The organism is Sinorhizobium chiapasense (genome assembly GCF_036488675.1).
GTDB lineage: Bacteria > Pseudomonadota > Alphaproteobacteria > Rhizobiales > Rhizobiaceae > Sinorhizobium > Sinorhizobium chiapasense.
Map to the genome: position 1 here is coordinate 727,965 of NZ_CP133152.1, position 16,813 is coordinate 744,777.

Consider the following 16,813-nt stretch of genomic DNA (forward strand, 5'->3'; position numbering starts at 1 on the left):
GGCCTTACGCGGCCACTGCATCGCAGCCATCTGACACGACCGAGACGGAGCTTCTTTGCGCCAAATCAATTCGATCAAATTCGATTGGGGCCAGTCTGCTCCTGTCAGAGCAATCGTTTCGCGCACCAGCGGGGAGAACAGGACATGCCGGTGAAGAAGACGGAACCATGGACAATGGCGTCGATGGACGAGTTGCTCGCCTTTGCGCGGGCGATGGAACAAGAGGCGATCGACGGCTACGTTTCACTAGCGGCACGCATGAGGGCGGAAAACCGTCCCGATTTGGCGGCAGTGTTCGACCGCCTGATCGCTGAAGAAGAGGGGCACCTCGAGAATGTCGATCGGTGGCTTGGCGACCGGGCACAGCTGCCGGTCGCGCTCTCCGAACCGCTCTTCGACGATGAGGGTGCCGGGATTGTCGCTCCCGAGCTTCTGACCTCGTACCGTGCCTTTTCCATGGCGGTTCGCAACGAGGAGAGAGCATTCGTCTTCTGGACCTATGCGGCCGCACATGCGCCAAACGACGAGCTAAGGCGCGCCGCGGAGCGGCTGGCCAGAGACGAGCTGGGCCATATCGCGACGCTCCGCCGCGAACGACGGCGAGCATTCCATGAGATGCGCCATGCCGACACGCAGGCCGTCAGAGGGAACTTGCCGGTTCTAGAGCGACGACTTTCCAGCCTCCTGATGAAACGGGCCACTTCAGTAGGGGTGCTCGTTGCGGAGCGGTTGCGCGCCCATTCGGCTGAAGCGGCAGCGCGATCTGAGGTTCTTTCGCGAGAACCATCTGCCGAGACGCCTCTCCTTCGGCACGTGCCGGACAATGTCTCGGAGCGATTGGTCCCGCTTTGTGAATTCCTCCTTGATTGCTACCTGGACTTGGCGGAGCGGGAGCGCACGGAGGCAGGACGGAAACGTGCGCAGACGTTTGCGGGCGAGATGGTCCGCTGCCTGCAGGATGTACGCGCTGTTCCGACCCCATAACGCATCCAGGTGGCCTTCCCTCGACTTCAGCGCCGCGCGTCTTATTAGACGCGCAAAGGCTGTAGCACTTTGAATTGCTGCATGTATCCTTAGATCGGTACGATCTGAGGATACATGCAGTAGATGGCAGCGAAAGATTGCGGCGTTCTGACGCGAGCCAAATTTGCGTTATGTCAAAGAACGAACGGACTACACGGCTTAGTCATCGTCCTTGAAAGGCGCCCATGCGGGGTGTCTTCCAGCAAGGAGAATTTGCAATGCGTTCCATGACCAAGTTTCTCGTCGGTGCGGCGTTCCTGAGTATCCTGAACGTGCCCGCTTTTGCCGCCGACCACGAGATCAAGATGCTCAACAAAGGGACGGACGGCGTGATGGTCTTCGAACCGTCGATACTCAAGGCCAGCCCCGGAGATACCGTGACTTTTGTGCCTGTGGACAAGGGCCACAATGCTGAAACGGTCAAGGACATGATCCCGCAAGGTGCCGAACCGTTTAAAGGGAAGATAAACGAAAAGCTTAAAGTGACCCTGTCCCAGCAAGGCATCTATCTGGTCAAGTGCACGCCGCACTTCAGCATGGGCATGGTTGCCGTCGTTGTGGTCGGTGACGCACCAGCAAATGTCGAGCAAGTCAAGGCGGCAAAGTTCCCGAACAAGGCGCGTGAACGAATCGACGCCGCGCTCGGCAAGCTTTGAGCCTCAAGGATTGCGACTCACGGCGGAGCAAAAATGTCGCCGTGAGTCGCAGGGTTGGGCGCGGGGGTCAGGCGGCGTCGGCTTGCCGGTGCCTCTCAGCCCAGCCCTGCCCCGTCCGGAAGGTCGCCAGCTGATTGCGCAGCTTGCTAGCGTCGACCGCAAGGGTTTCCGAGGCGGCTGTCGTCTCCTCGACCATACCGGCATTCTGCTGCGTGATCTGGTCGAGCTGGCTGACCGTAACAGTAATCTCGCCCAGCGCCGAGGCCTGTTCCTTGGCAGACTGTGCGATGGTAAGAACCTGTCGGCTGATCAGTTGCACGTGCCGCTCGATACCGGAAAGCGCCTCACCGGTCTTGCCCACCAGGGCGACGCCGGCCGAAACGTCGTTCGTCGCCTGGTCTATCAACGCCTTGATCTCCCGCGCGGCGGCAGCTGAGCGCTGTGCCAGCTCCCTGACCTCCTGCGCTACGACGGCAAATCCCTTGCCGGCTTCACCGGCGCGCGCCGCCTCGACCCCGGCATTGAGCGCCAGAAGATTGGTCTGGAAGGCGATCTCGTCGATCACACCGATGATCTGTCCAATCCGTTGCGAGGAATTGGCAATGTCGCGCATCGCGCCGACGGTTTTGGCGACGACACGGGTCGCCTCGGCCGCATCGCTGCTTGCGATGCCGACCGACCGCTGCGCCTCGTCGGCGCCGACCGACGACATCTTGACCGCGGCCGCGACCTCCTCCAGAGCGGCGGCCGCTTCCTCCAATGCTGTCGCCTGGCTGCCCGTGCGCCGCGCGAGGTCGTCTGCGGCCGTCCGCAACTCCGCACAACCGCCGTCGATGACGTTCGCGTTCTCGCCGGCGAGCGAAACGAGCCGCTCGAGCGTCTCGACGGACCCGTTGAAGGCGGTTCGAAGCGCGTCGAAATCCGGGGCGAGCTTCTGGGCGATCCGGAAGCACAGGTTCCCCCGGGAAAGTTCGTCCAAACCGCGGTTTACATTGTCCAACGCCTGTTCGACATCCCTTGCCCGCGCTGCTCGTTCTTCATCGCGCGACCGAGCCTCCGCCTGTCGCTCCGCCGCACGACGCTGATCTTCCTCGCGCTTTGCTTCCGCCTGATGCCTGGCAGCCTCAACGGCCCTGGCTACCGCGCGCCCCATGGCTCCCACTTCGTCCTTGGCATCCGTCTGGCCCACCGTCGTCCGGGCGTCGCCGTCAGCGAGCCGCTCGATTGCCTCGGTCAGTGCCCGGATCGGCCGGACCACTCCGAGCGCGATCAGCATCGACACAAAGGCGGCGGCGGAGAGCGCCGCGGTCAGGCCGCCACCAATCGCCGCCAGAGCCGCCATCTGCCGACGGGCGAGGTCAGCCGCGTCCGCTCGCGTATCCTCGAGCAGCGCCTTCTCGACCTCGCGCATGGTGTCGATCCGTGCAGTCGCCAGGCGATACCATTCGGTGGCATCAAGGGCGGAGAGATCTCCGGCTCCGCCGGTTGCCAACAGGACCTGCCGCATTCCCGCCAGCGGTGCCGAAGCGTCCGGCGTGACCGGCTTCGCCCGATCGGCAAAGGCCGGCAGTTTGGTGACGAACTCATTGAGCAGCGTCGTCTGTGCGCCATAGAGTCTGGCCAAGCGGAGCAGGCCCTCGCGATCAGCCAGACCCGTGGCGATCAACGCGTTGCCTGCCGCCCGTTCCTGACCCGCATATTCCTTCGCCAGCGAGAAGAGATTGTAGGCTTCGACCTTCCCGGCAAGTGCACCTTCGATGCGACTTCCATTGGTGAGCGCGCGCGGCACAGTGAGCAGACGGGAAACGAATTGGCTGTAGAGCCCATTGCTCTCCGCTGGCGCCAACTCGCGGCGGTCGACACGCCCGCGCAGCGCTGCAAGCTCCTGCATCCCCTCCCCCAAGGGAGCGTCTTGATCGATCGCGAGGTTGGACGCGGCGGCCAAAGCTGCTGCGACACGTCCGTCGAAGCCACGCCGCGCAGCGTCCAGAGATGCATCATCGCCATCGGTTCTATTCGCAAGGAAGAGAGCCGTCGCGGCGCGCTCGATCTGCAGGGCATGCACTGTGTCGCCAAGAATCGATATGTAATCGCTGATCTCCACCAGGCGTTCGGCTTCCCGATAGGTGGCAAAGCTCCCCTCGACCCGCCCGTAGGCGAGCCAAGCGGCGACGAGCGCCGGCAGGGCAACACACCAGAGGATCCGCTTGGTCAGAGAGACGTCCGACAAACGCATGAGGCAATGCTCCAGGGGAAATTCGACCTCATGCCGACGCGCCGCAATTCATTTTCGGCCCGATGCACCTACACCGCTGTCAGATCCATCTCTTTGATCCGGCACAAACAACATGGATCCCCGGGGAGGAAGACAAATCTTGAAAGCGGGCGCAGAGACTACTGCGTGTCGCCTTAGATCGTAGCCAATCGAAGGACAAAACATGCAGCAATTCAAAGTGCTACAGCGTCCTTTGTGCGCCTGAAAGACGCACGCGCTGTAGATCATTCACGAAAGATGCCCTTGTAGTAGGAACCGTTCCTTGGAGGGGCACCGCTTGCCCTGGGGTTGAACGCCCCGATCCTGTCCCCCGCATTGGGCGTTATCGATGCAGTGTCAGGGTTCTCTGATACGCAGGCTACGCTGCCGACGCTGATTGCCACCGCGGTCAGTGCGAGAATAACAAACTTACTCATCTCTACTTCCTCGTTTGAAGGTTGCCCCATGAATCGAATTCAAATCGGGGCGGAAGCCGGGATCATCCGCTCGTCGTCCTAAGAATTGGGCCAGTCTGCGGTCGCGCCCAGCTGCTGCAAAGTCGCGGAACTACCTCGGACACTTGCCCGTCAAACGGAAATTCCGCCGCGCGAAGGATGTCCGGCACTACGGGTTTGGGCGCCTCTGCCGGATCGGCTGCGGCGCCCAACGCTTTTTGAAGCGACCCCTGCCAATCCTGTGGAGGATGGCCTGTGCCATGGAGTACAGCCTAAGTTTCGGCGCAAAATGTAACGGGTGTGTGACACTCCACCCGAAACTTATCGAGCCGGCCCTGCGAGCGAGGGACCAGGCGCCCGGCGCCCGTTCCAACCGTCACGCCACGCTCAACCGAAACTTCGCGGGCAGAAGCACTCCGCCGTCGGGCAGTTAGGCCTTCCGCAAATTTCTGATGCGCAGCGAAACGAACCCCTCAATAGCCGTAGCGAGCCATCGTGGCGGCGAAGACTGGAATGAGCGCGAAAACGCCGATTTGCGCCCGAATGCTACCGCGCACCTTGGCAACGTCCCCGGGTAGCACGGTAAACGCCACTTCGTCCGCATTCTTTCGCCACTTGCGGATTTGCATTGTGGGGCCGATCGAGAGGAGCCCAACCACGGCAAAGGCCACCATCTTCAACCAGAATGCCCAGTTGTAAACATAGGCTTCCCATCCCTTGAGACCGAAGACGACACGAGCCACTCCGACGAGGAGCACAAGTGCGGCGGTCGCGCCGTAATATGCATCGATACGGGAGAGCAGTCTCGCGCTTCCCCCGGACATGTCCGGCCGCACGATCACTGCTTCCATCGCGATCATCGCCGCCAGTAGGAAGACCAGGAGGTGGTGGGCACTAGCGAGAACAAGATCCGTGAACATCTGGGACTCCCGCCCGTCTGAAAAAAGGGCCCCGGTCGGACATGGTGGCTCCGACCTTGACTTTCGTATGGCACGTTAATGTTTACGCTGTTAACATAGCGAAGTTCTTAACAGTGTCAAGATTGCGGTGAAAACAATGAACTCGAAAACAAAAGCAAGAGGATATCATCACGGTGATCTAAGAACTGCGCTGATCGAAGCAGGATTGGCGCTGCTCGAGCGTGAGGGGCCAGGAGGAGTGAGTTTGCGCGGCGTGGCGCGTCAAGCTGGTGTCAGCCAGGCTGCCCCTTACGCGCACTTTGGCGGCAAGCGAGAACTGATGTCAGCGATTGCCACAGTGGGTTTTTCGAGGCTGCGAGATCTGATTGCGCCGCTCGCGTCCGATCCCGCACGCAGCATCGGTGATCTTGGCGTTATCTACATCGAATTCGCAAAAGCGAACCCTGGCCTCTACACGCTGATGTTCGGATCCCGCGAGCACGTCGACAGCGGGGACCTGCACCTGTCTAACGCCAGTCGCCAAGCCTTCGAGCTTCTTGCCATGAAGGCGGGTCGGAAAGGGTCGAATGCAGTCGACGATCCCGGCCCGATTGCGGCTTGGTCTTTGGTGCATGGGCTCGTGATGCTTCTGATGAACGAGAAAATCCCTGCAGAAATGAACGAGCACCTACCTGAAATCCTTCAGCTGCTGGAGCCGGGGATCGCCGAGCACACGCGCGAGTGAGGCGTGTAGCGAAATTCCGCGGATGCATGCTTCGGGAACAAATCGCGGCCAGCGTCGACAATGCGATCACGCGGAGATCGACGTGACTGGCTGCAGACATCAGTTGTCATCAGCTTCGGCCGGCCTATTTCGGTGTGGATGGAGGTTGACCCTTGACACTGTTTACTGATCGGTAGCGCGAGACCAGGGAGCAAGCGATTTCGCGAACGCTTCCGAGCGTGATGGTAACCGCACGAAAAAATTTCTGGCACAATGTCACAATGTCGGTTCGCACGATCGTCAAACGTCTAATTAACGACGGTGCAAATCGCGATTTGCTGGTGTGGAGCCTTGCGATGCGCAAGCTGGATAGGCCGAGGGCGGGAAAGCTTCTTACTGACCGGATAGACCGCGTGTCGGCCACCGCGGTGAAGGTCGATTTCGGCGCTTGGAGGCCGCCCGGCTCTGCCCCTTCGCCCGCCCCTGTCCCTTCGGATGTCTCCGCTGCGTTTGTCGGGGTCGATGACAGGTCGTATCGCGACATATTCAACGATGCCCATCGGCCGTTATCGGCCGGCGCGGCCAACGCTGGCGCCCGCGTCGCACATGGATCGATCCGGCCATGATCGAGTTCTTTATCCGCCGACCGATTTTCGCCTCAGCCATCGCCATCGTCATGACGCTGGCGGGCGCCATTTGCTATTTCCTGCTTCCGGTGTCGCAGTTCCCGGACATTACGCCGCCGCAGATCGTCGTCTCCGCCAATTATCCGGGCGCCAGCGCCCAGGTCGTCGCCGATACCGTCACCACACCGCTCGAGCAGCAGATCAACGGCGTGCCGGGCATGCTCTACATGTCTTCGACGAGCTCCAATGACGGCTCTTCGAGGATCATCATCTCCTTCGACGTCGGCTATCCGATCGACGTCGCGGCGCTTGACGTGCAGAACCGCGTTTCGCAAGCGGCGTCCTCGCTGCCGGCCCTCGTCAACCAAAGCGGAGTGACGATCGCCAAGCAGATACCCAATTTCACCGTGCTGGTCAGCCTCGATTCGCCCGATGACTCCGTCGATTTCGCCTCCGTCAGCAACTATGCCTACCTGCAGATCCTCGATCCGCTCAAGCGCCTGCCGGGCGTCGGCGACGTTCAGCTCTTCGGCGAACGGCGTTATTCGATGCGAGTCTGGCTCGATCCGGACCGGATGGCCAATCTGGGCATCACAGCGGTCGACGTGCAGAACGTCATCGAGGAGCAGAACGTCCAGGTTGCCGGCGGAAAGATCGGGCAATCCCCGGCGCCGGCCGGCACACCCTTCGAGATGCAGATCAATGCGGTCGGTCGTTTGAGCGACCCGAAGCAATTTGCCGATATCGTCTTGCGTGCCGATCCGGCGACCGGCGCGACGATCAGGCTGCGCGACGTGGCGCGCGTCGAACTGGGCGCGCTGCTCTACTCGTCGTCCGTCAGCTTCAACGGCAAGCAGAGCGTCGTCCTGGCGGTATTCCAGGCACCTGGTTCGAATGCGCTCGATCTGCAGAGCCGGGTCAAGTCCAAGATGGACGAGCTGTCGCAGCGCTTCCCGAGCGGCATCGCCTATCACATGTTCTACGACACCACGCGCTTCGTATCTGCGGCAATGAATGACGTGGTGATCACGCTGCTCGAGGCGTTGGCTCTCGTCGTCGCCGTCGTCTTCATCTTCCTCCAGAACGTGCGCACGACGATTATCCCGACGATCGCCATTCCCGTGTCGCTGATCGCGACGCTCATCGTCATGTACCTGCTCGGCTTCTCGCTGAACATGCTGAGCCTGCTCGGAATGGTGCTCGCCATCGGCCTAGTGGTCGACGATGCGATCGTCGTCGTCGAAAACGTCGAGCGACAGCTCGAGTCCGGCCTGCCACCGCTCGCCGCGACGCGCAAGGCGATGCAGGAGGTGACGGGACCGATCATCGCGACCACCGCCGTGCTTCTGGCCGTCTTCGTGCCGGTTGCCTTCATTCCGGGCGTTGCCGGCAGCCTTTACAATCAGTTCGCCCTGACGGTCGCGATCTCGGTCGCGTTCTCCGCCTTCAATTCGCTGACGCTCAGTCCCGCGCTCAGCGCCGCGTTCCTGCGCCATCGCGGCGCACCGCGATTCGTGCTCTTCCGCTGGTTCAACACCGGATTTCATCGGCTCTCGCATGCGTATGCGCACAGCATTGCGAGACTCGTCCGGTGGCGTTGGGCCCTCTTCGGACTATTCCTGATCGCCATCGGTTCCACCTACGCACTGTGGCAGCGCATTCCGTCGACCTTCCTGCCGGTCGAAGACCAGGGATATTTCTTCGTGGTCATCCAGCTCCCTGACGGCGCATCGATAGAACGAACCGAAGCCGTCGCAAGGCAGTCGGAGGAAATCCTTCGCGGCACGGCCGGCGTGGATTTCGTCGGCTCAGTGGTCGGCTTCAATTTCCTGAGTTTCGCAAGTCAGTCGAATTCGGCCGTGCAGTTTGCGGTCCTGAAGCCGTGGGACGAGCGGCCGCCCGAGCAAGGCGCGTCGGCGCTGCGCGAAGCGGTGCAGCCGCTCCTCTTGCAGATCCCCGACGCCCTCGTGCTCGCCTTCGACCCGCCGTCGATCCAGGGGCTCGGCGCGACCGGCGGCTTTGAATTCCAGGTCGAGGACCTCGGCGGCCATAGCAGCGTGGCGTTGAACGACGCCACGCAGGCCCTGATCGCCGAAGCGCGAAAGCAGCCGGAAATCAATCCGCACCAACTCTTCACCGCGTTCAGCACGTCGAGCCCGCAATTCAACTATGACCTCGACCGGGACAAGGCAAAGCAGTTGGGTCTCAACCTGCCGGATATATTCAACACCTTGCAGATCTATTTCGGCTCGCTTTATGTCAACGACTTCAACCTGTTCGGTCGCACTTTTCGTGTAACGCTGCAGGCCGATCAAAGCGCCCGCTCCAACGCCAGCGACATTTCCCGGCTTTACGTGCGCAATACGGTTGGCGACATGGTGCCACTCAGCACGCTCGGGGCGCTGAAGCCGACCGTCGGCCCCGAGACCGTCAGCCACTACAACAACTACCCGGCGGCACTCATAAACGGCGCGGCCGCGCCGGGCTTCAGTTCGAGCCAGGCGGTGGCGGCGATGGAGCGCGCCGCCGCGGCCACTCTGCCGCGGGACTTCGGTTTCGAATGGACGGGCATCACCTATCAGGAGATCAGGGCGGGATCGATCGCCGCGCTCGTCTTCGCGCTGGCAATCGTCTTTTGTTTCCTGATCCTGGCGGCGCAATATGAAAGCTGGTCAATGCCCTTCATGGTGCTGCTTTCCGTGCCGCTCGCCCTCCTTGGCGCCCTGCTCGCCCTGTGGCTGCGCGCCATGCAGATCGACGTCTATTCGCAGATCGGCTTCGTGATGCTGGTTGGCCTTGCCGCGAAAAACGCTATTCTGATCGTCGAGTTCGCCAAGCGGCGCCGACAGGAAGGCTTGGACATCATCACCGCCGCCGCCGAGGCGGCCCGCCTGCGGCTACGGCCGATTTTGATGACGGCATTCGCCTTCATTCTCGGCGTCGTCCCGCTGATGTACGCGAAGGGTGCAGGTGCCGCCAGCCGGCAGTCGATCGGCACGACGGTGTTTGGCGGTATGCTCATGGCAACCGTTCTGACACTTATTTTCGTCCCGGTCTTCTATGCTGTCATTGAACAATGGCGGGAGGGGCTTTCGGCGACCCCTGCCGATGGGCAGCGCGAGCCCGAAGCCGCGGAATAGGGACTGGAGCTTGATATGCGCGGTTTGAAACTTGGCTTTGCCGCAGCAGTCGCGATCGCGGCTCTGGCTGCGGCCTATTCATACACTGGCGGCAGGCTTGACCTCAAAGGCGGTGGCGCCGGGGCGGCGGTTGCGACTGCACCTCCTGCCATGCCCGTTCCCGTCGCCGCGGTCGTCAAGAAGACGATCCCCATTTACCTCGAATATTCCGCACGGACGGAATCGATCCGCAACGTGACGCTCCGGGCCAAGATTTCCGGCTATATACAGTCGCAGGAAGCTCCGGACGGCGCCGACGTCACGCAGGGCGAGCTCCTTTACCGCATCGACCCCCGCGACTACGAAGCCGAGCTCGATCAGGCGAAGGCCCAGGTCCAACGCGACGAGGCATCGCTCGCCTATCTTCGCAGCAATCTCACACGCGGCAATGAACTTGCCACGACAGGCTATCTGGACAAGGACACCTTCGACCAGCGCGCAAGCGCCGTGCGCCAGGCGGAGGCGGCCCTCGCCATGTCGCGGGCGGCGGTCCGCACCGCCGAGATCAACCGCGACTACACTGAAATCCGCGCACCCTTTGCAGGAAGGCTCGGGCGAAACCTGGCTCCCGAGGGAACGCTCGTCAGCGACACGGCCGGAACGCCACTCAACAACCTCGTGCAACTTTCGCCGATCTATGTCTCCTTCAATCCGAGCGAAGCCGAGCTCGCGGATATCCAGAGGGCACGGGCGGCCGGGCCAGTTCAGGCCGAAGTGTTTCTGCCGGGTGACACCGAGCCACGCCAGCGTGGCGATCTGACCTTCATCAACAATGCGGTCGAGCGCAGTACCGGCACGGTCGTGGCGCGCGCGACGATCGACAACGTCGATCTGACCTTGCTGCCCGGCCAATACGTCCGCGTCCGCTTGCGCGTGAGGGACGAACCGGACGTGCTCATGGTGCCAGAGACCGCACTCGGGTCGAGTCAACTCGGCAAATATGTCTATGTTGTCGGCAAGGGCGACGTTGTCGAACAGCGGCTGGTCTCCCTCGGCCCCAGCAATGGCGGCCTGGTGGGTCTGTCGTCCGGTGTTTCCGAAGGCGACAAGGTGATCGCCGGCAACCTGCAGAAAATCTTCCCCGGCGCGCCGGTCAAGCCGATACCGGCGGACCAGGCGCAGAAATAGCCAGGAGGAGCTTGTCGGTGGTTATGCCGCGGATTGACCGTGCGCCAGTCGACAGTCGTCGCGCATGGCAGGGAAGGCATCAGCGCTATGAATCATCCCGAGGACCTGGGCCCTGCGGGTAATCGCCGAACCTACCGTCTTCTCTGGCGTAATCAGACGTCTTCCCGGCGTGGATCATGAAGGAACGGTTTGATCTGCTCCGCCACGAAGTCCATGAACAATCGCGCCCGCAATGGCGGCGTCCTGCCAAACGCGTGAAGAAAGTGCAATGGCACACGTTTGAGGGGGCGTGAAGGCAACACAACTTCCAACTGGCCCGCTTTGATGTCGGCTTCGACGATGCAGCGCAAGAGATAGGCCACTCCAAATCCGTTTAGCGCCGCGGCTCGAAGCGCGAATCCGCTGTCCAGATCGAGACGGCCCTCGGGCTCAATGATCTCGCCATCCAGGAACCGGATCAGAAAAGGCCGCCCGCCGAGGACATAACGCAAGTGATTTGCGCTACCGAGCTCCTTGATTGAGGCCGGACGCCCGATCTCGCTCAGGTATTCCGGCGACGCCACCAGGACCATCGGCAGTTCGCCGAGCGTGCGGAGATTGAGTTCGCTGTCAGCGGGAGCGCCAGCACGCAATGCCAAATCGTAGCCCTCGCGGATCAAGTCCACATGACGATCCGCCCACCCCACTTCCAGCCTGATCTCCGGGTGGGCGCGCAGGAAATCGGTCGTAAGAGCATCCATCAGAATTCTTCCTAGCTCGCTTGGCATCGTCACGCGCAGCGTGCCGCGAGCGGTGGAAGCCGACCGAACCACTTCCTCCGCATCCTCAAGGCCGCGGAGCAACGGAACTGTTCGCTCGTAGTAGGCAGTTCCTTCGACAGTTAGCGTGAGCGATCGTGTGGAACGCCTGAAGAGTTTGGCTCCAAGGCGCTGCTCCAATCTGGCAACGCTCTTTGAAACCGCAGACGGGGTGGTTCCCAGGAGCTTGGAAGCCGCACTGAAGGAGCCGGTCTCGACGGTCAAAACGAAGGCCGATAATCCGGCAGCCTTATCACCAATTATCGCCATTGCGGACATCCCAGCACAAATGCTGTGCCCACCTAGGCACTTATGAGCTGGATTGTCGAGGGTGTAATGATCTCTGGCTTCGAGCTTGCCGAGTACTGCACTGCCTAACCCGCCGTTAAAGCAACGAAACGCCGATCGTCCAAAATCTCGGGCGCCCAGTTGCGCATTCGTGAGCTTCAGCTCGGCCGGCGGTCCTCTGCGCGTGGAAACCAAAAACGCATCCCGCGCGACGCCCAATCGATTCGGCAAAGGATGCCGTGACAGCAGGGGAAACGCTCTTGAACTGGAACAAACCGGATGAATGATTCTACTGACATGCAAGTCGAGCCCTTCGACGGGGAAATACGCGACGTGCTTTTTCTCGTTACGTTTCCCCAGTTTCCCGAGCGATTGGACACTACGCTGGTCGACATTGCAGAGCAGCGCCGCATTGAACGGCAGTTGAGACAGATAGAGGCGGATTTCGCTCATGCAGCACGCGTGTCGGCACTCGGCGAACTCGTGACGTCGATCGCGCACGAAGTGCGCCAGCCTCTCTCGGTGGTCGTTGCAGACGCTGACACAGCGTCAAGATGGCTCGCGAGAGCTGACGCCAACGTGGCGAAGGTTGAGCAACTTGTTACACGGATAAAGGAAAATGCGCTCCGCGCGAACCGCATCATACAGCGGATCAACGATATGGCGGCACGCAGAGATCCCGTCAGACAAGCCATCGACATAAATGAGATCGTCAAGGAGGCCGTTCTGTTTGTACAGGCAGAGACGGAGGCGCGCTCTATCTCGCTGCGCCTTCAATTGGCCGAGGAACTGCCAAACATAACGGGCGATCGGGTGCAACTGCAGCAGGTTGCCGTCAACCTGTTGATCAACAGCATTCAGGCGATCACCCAAAGGGCCGCGGAAGACCGAGAAATCGTCATCGACACCTCGCATACCGAATGCGGGACCGTTTCGCTGACGATACGTGACACGGGGGGCGGCATACCCGAGGCAGATCTCGAGCGGGTATTCGAGGGCTTCTTTTCCACCAAGCCCGATGGCATGGGAATGGGCTTGGCAATTTGCCGCTCAATCATATCCGACCATGGTGGTATGATCAGGGCTGCCAACTGCGAGCCTCATGGCGCAGTATTTCGGGTGCTGCTGCCTGTAACCGCACCGACGGAGGCCTGATAGCCCCCACGGCCTAAAACGCGGGCGGGCTAAACCTTTGTATACTTTGAAACAGGGTGCCTCCTGAGACGATTCGAGGCAGAATGCGGCAATCGTTCCGGCATTCGAGGAGACAGCAAGATGTCCACCGCACGCAAAATCGAAGTCGCCCCAGTCGAAGAGCAAGTTGTGGTTGTGATTGACGACGATGCCGACATACGTCTCTCTATGAACGATCTATTTGAATCTGTCGGCATTAAGTCAGCCTCTTTCTGTGACGCTCTGGATTTCATCGAGAATGGTTGCCTGAATGCTTCAGGTTGCATTGTTCTGGATGTTCGCATGCCGGGAATGAGCGGCATCGAGTTTCAATCGCGGCTGGAGGATCTGGGATGCCAAACTCCAGTTGTCTTCGTGACAGGCCATGGCGATGTGCCCATGAGCGTAACGGCAATGAAGGCGGGCGCGGTAGACTTTCTGCTAAAACCCTTCACCAATGAAGAACTGCTCGACGCAGTAAGCAGGGCCTTCGAGACCGATCGGTGCAGACGACAGGATGCCGTCGTCAGGAATGCTATCAAGCAGAAAGCGTCGACACTGACGCCTCGGGAAAAGGAAGTGATGCAGCACGTCACCGACGGCCTTATGAACAAGCAGATAGCCTATGAGCTCGGGATCAGTGAGATCATGGTCAAGATTCATAGAGCCAGCGTGATGCGAAAGATGGAAGCCCGTTCTCTGGCCGACCTCGTGAAAAAATCAGAGCTCATCTAATCCTCGCCACCGTGAAAAGGCCGCCCGAGGACAATTGCTCGGCATCGCAGTATCTCAAGACACCGAATTTACATGAGCCACAACGTGGCCTGTCGGAAACGTCGGCCAATCGCGCTTGTCGCAATGATACGTTGCGGAGCATTGCCCCCTATTCTCATCTACACTTAACATCGACGCCTCGCCGCTAGAGCATCCCGCTTTCAAGTGGATCACTGAAAGCGGATAAGATGCTCTAGAATCAAAGTACTAGAGCGTCCTTTGTGCGTTCACTTGAACGCACGGCGCTCTAGTAATTGTTCGGGATACCGAACCGAAGCAACAGCTTTCCTCGCGCGATAATCCCCTCTCGCCGCTGCAATCTCGTGTCCGCGATGGGCCTCGAAGTGGATCCTAAACCAAGGTTTAGGATCCACGGGGAGAGCGTTCCAACTACTATTCGTGACGTTCCAACACCTCCCATGTGCCGGCCGGTATTCAGCTGGATCCATTAGGGAACAAGCAAGGCAAGGTTTTAAATGACACAACGACTGAACTACGCACAGCAGTCCCCCGAGCTCTTCAAGAAGCTGATGGAACTCAGCGCCGCGGTGAACAACAGCGTCATCGACCAGAAGACGCGAGACCTGGTGCAGATCCGGGCCTCGCAGATGAACGGGTGCGCCTTTTGCCTGGACATGCACGTCAAGGAAGCAAAGATCCACGGCGAAACCGAATTGCGCGTCCACCATGTTGCGATCTGGCGCGAGTCCCACCTCTTTGCTCCTCGCGAGCGGGCAGCGCTGGCCTGGACGGAAGTGCTGACGAACCTGCCAGCTGGCGGCGTTCCGGATGACATCTACGAGCGTGTCCGCGGCCAGCTCTCCGAGAAAGAGATTTCGGACCTCACATTCGCGGTCATGACTATCAATGCCTGGAACCGAGCCAGCATCGGGTTCAAAGCTGTGCCAGGATCGGCGGACAAGGCCTTTGGCCTCGATAAGGCCGGCTTGAACTAGCTCGTCTCTCTCACTTGCTCGACTCCAAACGCGACTTGAGATGCAATCGGAGGCTATATTATGAAAATCGTTATTATTGGTGGAACCGGCTTGATCGGTTCGAAGACTGCCGATCGCTTGCGCAAGCGCGGCCACGAAGTCGTCGCCGCGGCACCGAATACGGGCGTCAACACGATTACCGGCGAAGGGCTCGCCGACGCTCTTACGAATGCCGAAGTGGTCCTTGACCTCGCAAACTCCCCATCCTTCGAAGACAAGGCCGTACTCGAGTTCTTCGAGACATCGGGCAGGAACCTGTTGGCTGCGGAGAAAGTCGCAGGTGTGAAGCACCACATCGCTCTGTCCGTAGTCGGCACCGAACGCCTGCAAGAAAGCGGCTATTTCCGCGCCAAGCTGGCGCAGGAAAACCTGATCCGGGCCTCCGGCATTCCTTATACGATTGTGCACTCCACGCAGTTCATGGAGTTCGTTAACGGTATCGCTCAATCGGGCACCGTTGGCGACACGGTTCACCTGTCGCCCGCTGCCATACAGCCGATTGCCTCGGACGACGTGGCGGACGCAATGACCGACGTGGCGCTGGGCCAACCGCAGAATGGGATCGTCGAGATCGCCGGCCCCGAGCGTGTGAAGCTCAGTGACTTGATCGCGCGTTATCTTAGGAAGATGAACGACCCGAGAAAGGTCGTAGCAGACCCGGATGCGCGTTATTTCGGCGCGCGTCTCGACGACAGTTCTCTCGTTTCGGACAAGAGCCCGCGCCTTGGCCGCATCACGTTCGAACAATGGTTCGCCGCCGCGGCTCAGCCGAAGAAAACCGCGTAGCGGTCTACGTTCTACAGCGCCGCGCGTCTTATAGGACGCGCGGCGCTGTAGGGCAGACTGTCGATAGGGAGTGAGCCGATCTCTCAGACGACCGAAAGCCCCCCATCTGCCGACAGAATTTGGCCAGTCGTCCACGCCGCCTCGGGGTTCGCAAACATTGCGATCCATTGCGCGACGTCGTGCGGTGTGCCACGGCGCTTCAATGGGATCAGACTGCGCTCATATTCCTTGACGTTCTCCGCTTCTTCGGCAGTTAGTCCCATCATCCCCGTCAGCGCACCGGTTTCTGTCGGCCCCGCGGCAATTGCATTGACGCGAATTCCATGGGGTGCAAGTTCAAGCGCCCAGCAGCGCGTGAGATGCTCGACCGCCGCCTTGCTCGCAGCATAGTGCGAAAGGCCCGCAGCAGCCTTGTGCCCGTAGGTGCTGGAGATGTTGATGATCGCTCCGCCCCTGTCGCTCAAATGCGGAAGCGCTGCGGCGGCCAAAAGACTGGGACCCACCACGTTGACAGCGAAAATGTCCTTTATACGCTCCTCCGTTGCGTCCGCGAGCGGCATAATGCCACCGGCACCGGCGTTGTTGATCAGAACATCCAGCCTCCCCCAAAGACCGATTGCTTCCTCAACCGTCCGCTAGGCGTCAGCCGCCTTCGCTACATCGGCAATAATTCCCCTGATATTTGCCGATTGGGCGCAGACTTCATCAAGTCCTGGCTGACGCCGCGCGGTTATCAGAACGCGCGCGCCAAGTGTTGCTAATGTAATAGCCACTTCGCGTCCGATGCCGGAACTGCCACCCGTTGCGATTGTTACAAGATCGCGCATTAATAAACCTTTTCGCTGGATCGTGGTCGTCATTGGCAACAACTGAACTTTACCACATGAACGATTTGCTCTTCATTCCTGCAAACAGGAACAAGACTGATCTATCATAAGCGGAATTTTCTATTAGCCATCTACAAGGCACGTCGCCTTTGCCGCTTTGTCTTGAATGACCTCGCGAACGCCCACGGAGACCGAACCAGCGGGTGTCCCTGTGTGACGAACTATCCAA

The 16,813-nt window shown here is 60.3% G+C and carries 13 protein-coding genes and 1 pseudogene; 9 read left to right on the forward strand and 5 right to left on the reverse strand.

All coding sequences use genetic code 11. The features are described 5' to 3' along the window. Positions 1-144: 144 nt before the first annotated feature. Both RB548_RS28080 and RB548_RS28085 read left to right on the forward strand, forming a co-directional pair. Positions 145-984: a ferritin-like domain-containing protein gene (locus RB548_RS28080; RefSeq protein ID WP_331377027.1), complete on the forward strand. Its 840-nt coding sequence runs from the start codon at positions 145-147 to the stop codon at positions 982-984. Positions 985-1,241: 257 nt separating this feature from the next. Next, on the forward strand, positions 1,242-1,679 hold the full coding sequence (locus tag RB548_RS28085) for a pseudoazurin (RefSeq protein ID WP_331377028.1): 438 nt from the start codon (positions 1,242-1,244) through the stop codon (positions 1,677-1,679). 67 nt (positions 1,680-1,746) lie between these two features. Here RB548_RS28085 and RB548_RS28090 read toward each other — a convergent pair whose 3' ends face one another. From RB548_RS28090 to RB548_RS28100, 3 genes are all read right to left on the reverse strand, one after another. Then, positions 1,747-3,915 carry a methyl-accepting chemotaxis protein gene (locus RB548_RS28090; protein WP_331377029.1) on the reverse strand — a complete coding sequence of 723 codons (2,169 nt, stop codon included), beginning with the start codon at positions 3,913-3,915 and terminating at the stop codon, positions 1,747-1,749. A gap of 263 nt (positions 3,916-4,178) precedes the next feature. Further along, positions 4,179-4,370, reverse strand: a complete 192-nt coding sequence (locus RB548_RS28095) for a hypothetical protein (protein ID WP_331377030.1) — start codon at positions 4,368-4,370, stop codon at positions 4,179-4,181. Positions 4,371-4,861: 491 nt separating this feature from the next. Next, entirely contained in the window at positions 4,862-5,308 is a 447-nt protein-coding gene (locus RB548_RS28100; RefSeq protein ID WP_331377031.1) for a DUF2214 family protein, read from the reverse strand. 136 nt (positions 5,309-5,444) lie between these two features. On the opposite strand from RB548_RS28100, the gene RB548_RS28105 reads away from it, so the two are divergent. The 3 genes from RB548_RS28105 (at position 5,445) to RB548_RS28115 (ending at position 10,944) form a co-directional block, all read left to right on the forward strand. Then, positions 5,445-6,032 carry a TetR/AcrR family transcriptional regulator gene (locus tag RB548_RS28105; protein ID WP_331377032.1) on the forward strand — a complete coding sequence of 196 codons (588 nt, stop codon included), beginning with the start codon at positions 5,445-5,447 and terminating at the stop codon, positions 6,030-6,032. A gap of 601 nt (positions 6,033-6,633) precedes the next feature. Next, positions 6,634-9,777, forward strand: a complete 3,144-nt coding sequence (locus RB548_RS28110) for an efflux RND transporter permease subunit (protein WP_331377033.1) — start codon at positions 6,634-6,636, stop codon at positions 9,775-9,777. Between the two features lie 15 nt (positions 9,778-9,792). After that, positions 9,793-10,944 carry an efflux RND transporter periplasmic adaptor subunit gene (locus tag RB548_RS28115; protein WP_331377034.1) on the forward strand — a complete coding sequence of 384 codons (1,152 nt, stop codon included), beginning with the start codon at positions 9,793-9,795 and terminating at the stop codon, positions 10,942-10,944. A 152-nt stretch (positions 10,945-11,096) separates the two neighbouring features. Here the strand turns inward: RB548_RS28115 and RB548_RS28120 are convergent, their stop codons facing one another. Then, positions 11,097-12,482, reverse strand: a complete 1,386-nt coding sequence (locus RB548_RS28120) for a LysR family transcriptional regulator (protein WP_331377035.1) — start codon at positions 12,480-12,482, stop codon at positions 11,097-11,099. 69 nt (positions 12,483-12,551) lie between these two features. Between RB548_RS28120 and RB548_RS28125 the strand changes: the two genes are divergently transcribed. The 4 genes from RB548_RS28125 (at position 12,552) to RB548_RS28140 (ending at position 15,757) form a co-directional block, all read left to right on the forward strand. Continuing rightward, positions 12,552-13,184 carry a sensor histidine kinase gene (locus tag RB548_RS28125; protein WP_408642500.1) on the forward strand — a complete coding sequence of 211 codons (633 nt, stop codon included), beginning with the start codon at positions 12,552-12,554 and terminating at the stop codon, positions 13,182-13,184. Positions 13,185-13,304: 120 nt separating this feature from the next. Next, positions 13,305-13,937, forward strand: coding sequence for a response regulator transcription factor (locus tag RB548_RS28130; RefSeq protein ID WP_331377036.1), 633 nt, complete (start codon positions 13,305-13,307; stop codon positions 13,935-13,937). A 515-nt stretch (positions 13,938-14,452) separates the two neighbouring features. Further along, on the forward strand, positions 14,453-14,932 hold the full coding sequence (locus tag RB548_RS28135; RefSeq protein ID WP_331377037.1) for a carboxymuconolactone decarboxylase family protein: 480 nt from the start codon (positions 14,453-14,455) through the stop codon (positions 14,930-14,932). Between the two features lie 60 nt (positions 14,933-14,992). After that, positions 14,993-15,757: an SDR family oxidoreductase gene (locus RB548_RS28140; protein ID WP_331377038.1), complete on the forward strand. Its 765-nt coding sequence runs from the start codon at positions 14,993-14,995 to the stop codon at positions 15,755-15,757. Between the two features lie 83 nt (positions 15,758-15,840). Here the strand turns inward: RB548_RS28140 and RB548_RS28145 are convergent. Next, positions 15,841-16,584 (reverse strand): annotated as a pseudogene (locus RB548_RS28145) (SDR family NAD(P)-dependent oxidoreductase). Positions 16,585-16,813 lie beyond the last annotated feature (229 nt).

What these genes read in the sequence shown, in the direction of transcription:
- RB548_RS28080 (WP_331377027.1), top strand. Translation starts at nt 145, where the DNA reads ATGCCGGTGAAGAAGACGGAACCATGGACAATGGCGTCGATGGACGAG.
- RB548_RS28085 (WP_331377028.1), top strand. Translation starts at nt 1,242, where the DNA reads ATGCGTTCCATGACCAAGTTTCTCGTCGGTGCGGCGTTCCTGAGTATC.
- RB548_RS28090 (WP_331377029.1), bottom strand. Translation starts at nt 3,915, where the DNA reads ATGCGTTTGTCGGACGTCTCTCTGACCAAGCGGATCCTCTGGTGTGTT.
- RB548_RS28095 (WP_331377030.1), bottom strand. Translation starts at nt 4,370, where the DNA reads ATGAGTAAGTTTGTTATTCTCGCACTGACCGCGGTGGCAATCAGCGTC.
- RB548_RS28100 (WP_331377031.1), bottom strand. Translation starts at nt 5,308, where the DNA reads ATGTTCACGGATCTTGTTCTCGCTAGTGCCCACCACCTCCTGGTCTTC.
- RB548_RS28105 (WP_331377032.1), top strand. Translation starts at nt 5,445, where the DNA reads ATGAACTCGAAAACAAAAGCAAGAGGATATCATCACGGTGATCTAAGA.
- RB548_RS28110 (WP_331377033.1), top strand. Translation starts at nt 6,634, where the DNA reads ATGATCGAGTTCTTTATCCGCCGACCGATTTTCGCCTCAGCCATCGCC.
- RB548_RS28115 (WP_331377034.1), top strand. Translation starts at nt 9,793, where the DNA reads ATGCGCGGTTTGAAACTTGGCTTTGCCGCAGCAGTCGCGATCGCGGCT.
- RB548_RS28120 (WP_331377035.1), bottom strand. Translation starts at nt 12,482, where the DNA reads ATGAGCGAAATCCGCCTCTATCTGTCTCAACTGCCGTTCAATGCGGCG.
- RB548_RS28130 (WP_331377036.1), top strand. Translation starts at nt 13,305, where the DNA reads ATGTCCACCGCACGCAAAATCGAAGTCGCCCCAGTCGAAGAGCAAGTT.
- RB548_RS28135 (WP_331377037.1), top strand. Translation starts at nt 14,453, where the DNA reads ATGACACAACGACTGAACTACGCACAGCAGTCCCCCGAGCTCTTCAAG.
- RB548_RS28140 (WP_331377038.1), top strand. Translation starts at nt 14,993, where the DNA reads ATGAAAATCGTTATTATTGGTGGAACCGGCTTGATCGGTTCGAAGACT.